The sequence below is a fragment of the Streptomyces sp. CRN 30 genome (assembly GCF_034105845.1).
The window spans coordinates 1-8,538 of sequence record NZ_JAVRHI010000307.1; the positions used below are offsets into that span (position 1 = coordinate 1).

At 71.2% G+C, this 8,538-nt stretch carries 7 protein-coding genes and 1 pseudogene; 4 read left to right on the forward strand and 4 right to left on the reverse strand.

Annotated elements, in window-relative coordinates:
* Window positions 1-141 precede the first annotated feature (141 nt).
* Both UW392_RS33565 and UW392_RS33570 read right to left on the reverse strand, forming a co-directional pair.
* Window positions 142-1,058, reverse strand: a pseudogene (locus UW392_RS33565) (IS3 family transposase); the annotation flags it as partial.
* A 68-nt stretch (window positions 1,059-1,126) separates the two neighbouring features.
* Window positions 1,127-1,774, reverse strand: coding sequence for a helix-turn-helix domain-containing protein (locus UW392_RS33570; protein WP_320778970.1), 648 nt, complete (start codon window positions 1,772-1,774; stop codon window positions 1,127-1,129).
* 214 nt (window positions 1,775-1,988) lie between these two features.
* Between UW392_RS33570 and UW392_RS33575 the strand changes: the two genes are divergently transcribed.
* Window positions 1,989-3,449 (forward strand): MFS transporter, encoded by a 1,461-nt coding sequence (locus tag UW392_RS33575; protein WP_320778971.1) that lies wholly within the window; start codon window positions 1,989-1,991, stop codon window positions 3,447-3,449.
* A 657-nt stretch (window positions 3,450-4,106) separates the two neighbouring features.
* On the forward strand, window positions 4,107-4,262 hold the full coding sequence (locus UW392_RS33580; RefSeq protein ID WP_320778972.1) for a hypothetical protein: 156 nt from the start codon (window positions 4,107-4,109) through the stop codon (window positions 4,260-4,262).
* Between the two features lie 243 nt (window positions 4,263-4,505).
* Here UW392_RS33580 and UW392_RS33585 read toward each other — a convergent pair whose 3' ends face one another.
* Window positions 4,506-5,357, reverse strand: a complete 852-nt coding sequence (locus UW392_RS33585) for an MBL fold metallo-hydrolase (protein WP_320778973.1) — start codon at window positions 5,355-5,357, stop codon at window positions 4,506-4,508.
* Window positions 5,358-5,529: 172 nt separating this feature from the next.
* On the opposite strand from UW392_RS33585, the gene UW392_RS33590 reads away from it, so the two are divergent.
* On the forward strand, window positions 5,530-6,450 hold the full coding sequence (locus tag UW392_RS33590) for a helix-turn-helix transcriptional regulator (protein ID WP_320778974.1): 921 nt from the start codon (window positions 5,530-5,532) through the stop codon (window positions 6,448-6,450).
* A 225-nt stretch (window positions 6,451-6,675) separates the two neighbouring features.
* Here the strand turns inward: UW392_RS33590 and UW392_RS33595 are convergent, their stop codons facing one another.
* The gene (locus UW392_RS33595; protein WP_320778975.1) at window positions 6,676-7,032 is read right to left on the reverse strand and encodes a helix-turn-helix domain-containing protein; all 357 of its coding nucleotides are present in this window, start codon (window positions 7,030-7,032) and stop codon (window positions 6,676-6,678) included.
* Between the two features lie 150 nt (window positions 7,033-7,182).
* Between UW392_RS33595 and UW392_RS33600 the strand changes: the two genes are divergently transcribed.
* Window positions 7,183-8,214: a zinc-binding alcohol dehydrogenase family protein gene (locus UW392_RS33600; RefSeq protein WP_320778976.1), complete on the forward strand. Its 1,032-nt coding sequence runs from the start codon at window positions 7,183-7,185 to the stop codon at window positions 8,212-8,214.
* Window positions 8,215-8,538: the final 324 nt, after the last annotated feature.

Consider the following 8,538-nt stretch of genomic DNA (forward strand, 5'->3'; position numbering starts at 1 on the left):
GCGAGCGCATCGGCGCCCGCATCGCCCGGTCCGCGGCCCACTGCCGTCGCGCCCCGGCCGGAGCCTGCGGCATCGACTTCCTCGGTCGTCCCATCCAACACCTCCACGATCAAGGTGTTGCGACGACCGGTTGAATTCGCCTTGGGCGCCCATGTCGGTGTGGAAGACGACGCCGTGAACCCGGCCGCCGCGGACGGCCACGGCCATCTCGATCGCGTCGGTGACCAGGGAGGTGCGCATGTGATCGGCGATCGACCAGCCCACCACCTTCCTCGAGCAGATGTCGATCACCATGGCGAGGCAGAGCCAGGTCGTCCCGACGGCTGTGCAGGTGATGCCGCCGCACCACCTGGTGTCCGGCGTGTCCGCGGTGAAGTCGCGCATCACCAGGTCCGGCGCGGGCGGCGCCGTGTGGTCCGCGATCGTCGTCCGCTTCTTCTTCCGCAGGTGCCGGCCGACGATGTGGTTGATCCGCATCAGCCGGATGACGCGCTTGCGGTTGATCCTCCGTCCCCTCCCACGCAGCTCGGCACGGACGCGCGGAGCACCGTGGCGCCATGGTGCTCGACGTGGACGGCACGGATCTCGGCCACGGTCCGATTCTCCTCAGCCTGGCGCTCGGCGCGGGCGAGCTCGGTGGCCAGGTGCCGGTAGCAGCCGGCGCGGGACGCCCCGAGCACACGGCAGATCCGCTTGACGCCGAAGTCGGCTCGGTTGTCGGAGATGAAGTCCCAGCGGTGGGCTCTCACTTCACCTCCCGGGCGAAACAGGCGGCTGCCCGGCGCAGGATCTCGCGCTCCAGGTGCCACTCCTTCTCGGCCTTGAGCAGCCGGGCGTTCTCCGCCCGCAGCCGGGCCGGCTCCTCCGCCTCGCTCCCGCCCGCCTCACGGCGTCCGGGCACGGCCTCGGCCTCGTTCCTACGGACCCACGTCCGCAGCGACTCCGCGGTGATGCCGAGATCCGCGGCCACCGCCGCGTACGTCCGCTTGCCTGCCGCGGCGCGGTAGCGCGACGGCGTCTTTCCGGAACTCCTCCGGGTACGGAGACTCGCGTCCCACCTGGACATCCCTCCCTGGACCATCAAGATCCATTGTCAGGGTGTCCACTCCAAAGGATCAGCCTCAGGTCAGGTACCGGCCTGGAGGCGAAGACCTGCCAGGGTCAGGTCCAGCGCGGCGAGGAACTGGTCCCGGTCGTCGTGGCCGGCGAACTCGTCGGCGATCTGCCGCACAAAGGGGAACTCATCGGCGTCGAGGGACCGCCAGGTGTCGGCGAAGCGGTCGAGGTACTCCTCACGGCCGACCTCGCCGTCGAGCAGTTCCTGGGGGATCTCCGCGCCCAGGTCGGCGGCCGAGCCGACCACCACTCCCGTGATCGCCGAGACGGCGTGGAAGCGCTGTCGCGGGGTGAGGTCGAGGCGCAGTGCCTGGCGGCCGAGGCGCTCGTACAGGCGCAGCGAGTTGCCCTGGATGTCGGTGTTGCGCATGAAGTACGCGGACAGCCATGGCCGGTCCGCGATCGCGTCGAACAGGGTGATGGCCATCGCGCGGAGGTCGGCGATGGGGTCGTCGCTGTCCGGGTGCTCTTCTACGGCGGCCAGGACCCCGCTGATCGCATGGTCGGTGGCGCGGTCGAGCAGCTCGTCCTTGTTCTGGACATACCAGTAGATCGTGCCGACACCGGTGCCGAGCCGGGCGGCCAGGGTGCGGAAGGTCAGCGCGGCCCCACCGGCTTCGTCGAGCACGGCCACGGCCGCGTCGAGCACGGCTTCCATCGAGTGCGAAGCACGTCGGCGCCCGCGGGAAGGCCTGTCGGCGGCGGAGCGTGCACGAGACGGGGGCGGTGTCATGGCATCCATCCAAACACAACTTGCCTCATTGTCGAACACCGTTCTATTATGGAACAGCGTTCGACACTCGAACGTTGTTCCATGAGCGAACGTCGTTCGACAAACGGCGGCGGTCGCACGCTCAGAAAGGAGGCCGGTCATGACTGCCACCACCGACACCGGGCCCGTTTCCACCCGCTCCTACGGATCACTGCGGGCGGCGTGGATCCCACTGGCCGCGCTCTGCCTGGCCTTCTTCGTCGAGATGGTCGACAACACGCTGCTGTCCATCGCGCTGCCCACCATCGGCCGCGACCTCGGCAGCGGCACGACCGCCCTGCAATGGGTCACCGGCGCCTACTCCCTGACCTTCGGCGGCCTGCTGCTCACCGCCGGGTCCATGGCCGACCGCCTCGGCCGCCGGCGCGTGCTCCTCGCCGGCCTCGGCGTCTTCGGCCTGCTGAGCCTGGCCGTCATCGCCGTCGACTCCACCGGGCAGCTCATCGCCCTGCGGGCCGGACTCGGCATCGCCGCCGCGGCCATGGCGCCCATCACCAACTCGCTCGTCTTCCGTCTCTTCGACGACCAGGCACTGCGGATGCGCGCGATGACCCTGATGATCGTCGTCGGCATGTCCGGATTCATCCTCGGTCCGCTGCTCGGCGGCACCGCCCTCGCCCACGCGAGCTGGCAGTGGTTGCTGCTGGTCAACGCGCCGATCGCACTGATCGCGGCCATCGGCGTACGCATGGGCGTGGCGCCCGACCGGCGCGAGGACCTCACCGACGACAAGCTCGACCTGCCCGGCGCCGCCGCGAGCGTGCTCACCATCGGCCTGGCCTGTTACGCGCTGACCAGCGGTGTCGAACACGGCTGGCTCTCCGCCGCCACCCTCGCCTCGGTCCTGGGCGCCGTCGCCGCGGGCATCGGATTCGTGTGGCACGAGCGCCGCAGCAGGGCCCCCATGCTGGACTTGAAGATCTTCTCCAACGGCACCGTGCGCGGCGCCGCCCTCGCCCAGATCGGTACGTCCGTGGCGATGGCCGGCGTGATGTTCGGGCTGATCCTGCACTTCCAGTACGCCTACGGGTGGAGCCCGGTGCGGGCCGGTCTTGCGAATCTGCCGCTCATCGTGACCATGATCGCGGCGACTCCGCTCTCGGAGGGCCTGGCCAAGAGGTTCGGCCACCGCACCGCCTGCCTGGTCGGCGCGGGTTGCCTGACCGTGGCGCTGGCCGGCCTCGCCTGGGGCGTCGACCACGGGTACGCCGCCATCGCGGCCTGCATGGTCGTGATGACGATCGGGCTGCGCACCGTCATGACCATCTGCGCCATCGCCCTGGTCGAGGCGATGCCCGCCAACCGCACCTCGATCGGCACCGCGCTCAACGACACCGCCCAGGAGGTCGGCACCAGCGTCGGCACCGCCGTCGTCGGCACCCTGATCGCCGCACTGGTCACCACCCAGTTGCCCGCGGGCACCTGGAGCAGCGGGCTCGTGCACTCCTTCTTCCACGGCGAGCGCATCACCTATGCCGTACTCGCGGTGATCGTCGGCCTGGTCGCCGCGGGCGGCGCGCTCACCCTCACCCACTCGCACGCCACCGAGGAACCGGCCTGACGGGGCGGATCGCGTGCGGACGCGACCGTGCAACCAGCACGGACCGCGCACATCAGGAGACGGCCCTGGTCCAACCGCTTCGCCGGGCTGACAAAGAGCGTCGGTTCTCCGGAGTGCCGCACCCCCAGGCCGTCGGCTACCGGCTGATCCTCGAAGACGACCTCGTCTTCCCCGCCGGCTCCGCCGCCCTGCCGGGACTGGTGCGCCTCGCCGCCCGGAACACACGCACGCGTGACACACGCACGCGTGCACTGGCCGGGGCGATCCTGCGACGGGCAGCGGAGCACCCCGGCTGCGACGACCTGCCGGCCGAGTACGCGCACCGCCGCACACCTGGGCGCCATGCTCGCCGCCTGCGAGGACGTCTCCTGGGTCGCGCTGCACTCCGGCGGTGCGGAACCAATCTCCACCACGAGCCCGCCCGCCACGCCGCCTGCGACTCGAGCCAGGAGGCGGAGCGGCAGCTGCTCCAGGGGCTCGCCCCCCGGCCGGCGCATGGCGACGTACGCTCCGGTGCCTCCCGAGGACCGTCCGCTCCTGCGGGAACTGCGCCACGGCGGCCGAGCCACCTCCGCCGTCCTCCCACGCGCCCTCAACCGGCCGCTGTCCAGGGCCGGAAGTCGTCGCCAGGCACTCCTGGAAAGCGACGCGGTCACCGTGGACGTGGACGTGATGCCGGAAGCGTTCGGCTATCGCACCTCGGCCACGCTGCTCCTGCAGGTCTTCCCCGGCCCCATCGTCGCGGTAACCTGCCGCGACAGCACCGACTCTTCAGCTACGTCACCGAACAGCTCGGCAGCCTGCCCGGAGTGACCCACGCCGAAGTCGTGCCAGTGCCCACCCGACTCGAGCAGGCGTCCACGCGCGTGGCCCACGACCGGCTCGTACACGTACAGGCACGCGCCGCGCCTCCTGCGCCGCTGAGCCGTATGAGGTGCTTCGAGGCTCAGTCGCCCGACGCGACGCAGTCGTCATCAGCGGCTCTGCACGACGCCTTCCTCATGCCCCGCCCCCGCCGCGGCGAAGGCCGCCGGTGGCCGTCACGGCGGGCGCCCGTCAGGCGTCCCGCCAGGTCCGTCCCTCCGCCGTCACGCCGATGCGCTGGAAGCGGAGACCGGGAAAGTGGTCCATGCCGATGGCGACGTCACGTCCGGCGAGACGGGCGAGGATTTCCTCGCGGGTCTTCAGGGCGTGTACGGCGTCAGCGTCGGAGAGGAAGGAGATGCCGGTGTCGTTCAGCTGGAGGGGGTGGTGGACGGCGTCTCCCAGGAGGTACGCCTCCTGGCCGCCGTCGGCGATGCGCACCATGTAGTGGCCGGGCGTGTGTCCGGGCGTGTGGTGAGCGCTCACGCCGGGTGCGATCTCCACCACCGGGCTGTCGACGGGGCGCAGGGCGCCGGCGGCCGCGGCGGCCTCCATCACGATGCGGGCGGGGTCGTCGGCCGGGGCGGGTGCGATCAGGGCGTCCCAGTCGGGGGCGCCGTACACGACGTCGGCGTTCGGAAAGAACGGCGTTCCGCCAGGGGCCACCCAGCCGACATGGTCGGCGTGCAGGTGGGTGAGGAATACCGTGGTCACGTCCTCGGGGACCGTACCGGCCGCCGCCAGCTCATCGGGCAGGGCTCCCCCGACGGCGATCGACCGCGGGGCCGGATCCAGACCGGCGGCGGCCGCCAGGTCGGCGGGAAAGGGCATGGCCACCGGTCCGGTGCCGGCGTCCACCAGCACCGTGAACCCTTCACCCCTGATCAGGAAGGAGCCGGCGGGGATGTGATGGGTGCCGTCGTCCGACAGGAGGTCCGGGTGGGCGGTGAAGTCCAGCCCCGGATAGAACAGCGGGGGCAGATGGCTCACTCCGTCGTTGAGCGCGGTGACGGTGATGCCGCCCACCTGAAGACATGTGGACACGAGGTGCTCCTGATTCTGATCCGATGATCGTTGAAGGAATCGACGCGGGGCGACCGCCCGGCCTGTTCCCACACAACCACGCCCCCCGGGGCAGCCACTCACGTCAGAGGGGCACCGTCAGACCCCCTCGGGCCACCGGCCGAACCCGGTCCGCGGCCGTACGCTCGAGCCCATGAGCAGCGGATCGTCCGACGCCTCCGACAGCAACTGCGAGCTGCGCGACTTCCTGCGCACACGACGGGCCCGCCTGTCCCCGCAGGACGCCGGCCTCCCGCCGGCCCCGGGCGTCCGCAGGGTGCCGGGCCTGCGCCGCGAGGAAGTCGCACGGCTCGCCGGTGTCAGCGTCGACTACTACGTCCGCCTGGAACGCGGCCGTGACCTCAACGTCTCCGACAGCGTCCTGGACGCCGTGGCCCGCGCCCTGCGACTCGACCCGGCCGACCACGCTCACCTGCGGGCTCTCGCCCACCCGCGGAGCTCCCGCCGCGGCGGCGTGGTGGCGCCGCAGCGCCTGCGAGCGTCGCTGCGGCTCATGCTCGACCGCCTCGACAACGTTCCGGCCCTCATCCTGGGCCGCCGCACCGACGTACTGGCCGCGAACCCCCTCGCCCAGGCCCTGTTCACCGACTTCGACGCCCTGCCGGCCCGTGAGCGCAACATGGCCCGTTACCTCTTCCTCGACCCCGACGCCCGTATACGGCTGACCGACTGGGAGCAGGCCGCCCGCGACACCATCGCCTCACTGCACCTCTATGTCGGCCAGCACCGCGCCGACCCCGGACTGCGCGACCTCATCGGTGATCTGGCCGACCGCAGTACCGACTTCCGGCGCTGGTGGGCGCGGCACGAGGTCGCCGCCTGCGCGTACGGCACCAGGCGCTTCCGGCACCCCCTCGTCGGCGGCCTCACCCTGAGCAACGAGTCCTTCGTCCCCACCGACGACCCCGACCTGCGTTTCCACCTGCTCACCGCCGAGCCCGGCAGTCCGGACCGGCGGGCCCTCGATCTGCTCGCCGGCTGGACCACCGCATCCATCCCGCGGATGTCGCACCCGCGCTCGGAGGCCGAGGGGGTCCGGCAGGGGAAGAAATGACCACTTCGCCGGTGGTGGCGGGGACACCAGCCCGTTCATGGCGTCCACGACGCGAGGTTTGACGCTCGCGCCGCCCACTCGATGTCCCAGCGCTGCCCGACGCCAAGATCGTCCGCGGCAGCAACGCCGGGACACGGTTTCCTCTTCCGGCACCCGGAGGTCTCGCCCGCGAGGCCGACGAGTTCCTCGGCCGCCGGCCCGGTCCGCACCCCCAGCACGGTCGCGTCAGGGAATCTCGTCCACGTGCTCCTCCACCCAGGTCCGCAATTGGGCCAGGGGCTGCGCCACGCTGCGGCCGAGCACGGTCAGTTCGTACTCCACGTGCAGGGGCACCGCCGGATAGACGGTCCGGTCCACGAACCCCCGGTCCTGCAGGCGGCGCAGCGTGGCGGTGAGCACCTTGGGGCTGACGCCCTCCAGCCGCCTCTGCAGGGCCCCGAAGCGCTGCGGCCCCTGCTCCATGGCACCGATGGCCAGCGCGGACCACTTGTTGGCCAGCAGATCGAGCACGTCGCGGCAGGGGCATTGAGCGGCGTACACGTCGTGATGGTCGTGCTGCTGGCTCCCGCAGAGTGTGGACATGGTCTCTTCCTCTTTTAGTTCCGCCCCTACCAGCTCACTTCCCAGAAGGAAGTAGTAGCCCTTGCAGGTTACTACCTCCTCGGAGTTACGTTGCGGCCCCAGCGAAAGCCCGCCGGGGCCGGGACATCCCAGATCGCAGGAGTGACAGTCATGAGCCGCATCCCCCAGACCATGCCCGCCGTCGCCTACCGCAAGAGCCTGCCCGTGGACGCCGCGGAGAGTCTCGTGGACACGGAACTGCCCGTGCCCCAGCCGGGGCCGCGCGACCTGCTGGTCCAGGTCGAGGCCGTCGCGGTCAATCCGGTCGACTACAAGGTCCGCCAGAACAACGATCCGGGCGGCGAGTCCAAGGTTCTCGGCTGGGACGCGGCAGGCACCGTCGTCGCCGTCGGCGCCGAGGTCTCCTCGTTCCGGGTGGGCGACGAGGTCTTCTACGCCGGCGCCATCGACCGGCCCGGCACCAACTCCCGCTTCCACACCGTCGACGAGCGCATCGTCGGCCACAAGCCCGCCTCTCTCTCCTTCACCGAGGCGGCGGCGCTGCCCCTGACCTCGTTGACCGCCTGGGAGGGCCTCTTCGAACACCTCGGGCTGCACACCGGCGCGCTCAGGCAGTCGGGCACGCTCCTCGTCACCGCCGCCGCGGGCGGCGTCGGCGCCATGGTCGCCCAGCTGGCCCGAGCCCTGACCAGCCTCACGGTGATCGGCACCGCCTCCCGCCCCGAGACCGCCGACTTCGCCCGCCGCATGGGCGCCACGCACATCGTCAACCACCGCAAGCCGCTCGCCCCGCAGGTACGCGAAGCGGCCCCGAACGGCGTGGACTACGTCTTCGGCACCACCGCGACCGAGCAGAACCTCGCCGCGTACGCCGATCTCGTCCGGCCGTTCGGGCAGATCGTGGCCATCGACGACTTCGGCCCGGTCGAGATCGGCCTGCTGAAGTCCAAGAGCATCGCCTTCCACTGGGAGTTCATGTTCACCCGGTCACTGCACCGCACCGGCGACCTGGCGGAGCAGGGGCGCATCCTCGAACAGATCTCCCGGCTGGTGGACGCCGGGATCCTGACCACCACGGCCACCACCGACCTCGGAACGGTCAACGCCGAGCACCTGCGCGAGGCCCACCGCGTCCTGGAGTCCGGCAAGGCCATCGGCAAGATCACGCTGACCGGCTTCTGACAGGCGTCCCCTCTCCCGGCCTCCCGCCGCCGTACGAACCGAGCGACAGCCGTGCTGACGACCGACGCCCGCACCAGCGGACGGGCGCGAACTGCGCCCGCAGGCCGTCGGCCAGAGCGGCCCTCACCCGACGAGCGTCCTGTACATCTCACACCTCGACACCGTGGTGGGCGGCGATCTCGCCTACCACAGCACCGCTCGCCCACGGCTGGCCCGAACCGGCAGCCACGAGCGCGGACAGAGGCTGAGGGCGCTCGACACGCCGGCGCCGGCGCGGCCGCCTCCCGGCCGGTCGCCGGCCACCAGCCGCCCTGCGCGGCGGCC

Coding starts and splice junctions, on each gene's coding strand:
- UW392_RS33570 (WP_320778970.1), bottom strand. CDS start 1,774: ATGGAAGCCGTGCTCGACGCGGCCGTGGCCGTGCTCGACGAAGCCGGT.
- UW392_RS33575 (WP_320778971.1), top strand. CDS start 1,989: ATGACTGCCACCACCGACACCGGGCCCGTTTCCACCCGCTCCTACGGA.
- UW392_RS33590 (WP_320778974.1), top strand. CDS start 5,530: ATGAGCAGCGGATCGTCCGACGCCTCCGACAGCAACTGCGAGCTGCGC.
- UW392_RS33595 (WP_320778975.1), bottom strand. CDS start 7,032: ATGTCCACACTCTGCGGGAGCCAGCAGCACGACCATCACGACGTGTAC.
- UW392_RS33600 (WP_320778976.1), top strand. CDS start 7,183: ATGAGCCGCATCCCCCAGACCATGCCCGCCGTCGCCTACCGCAAGAGC.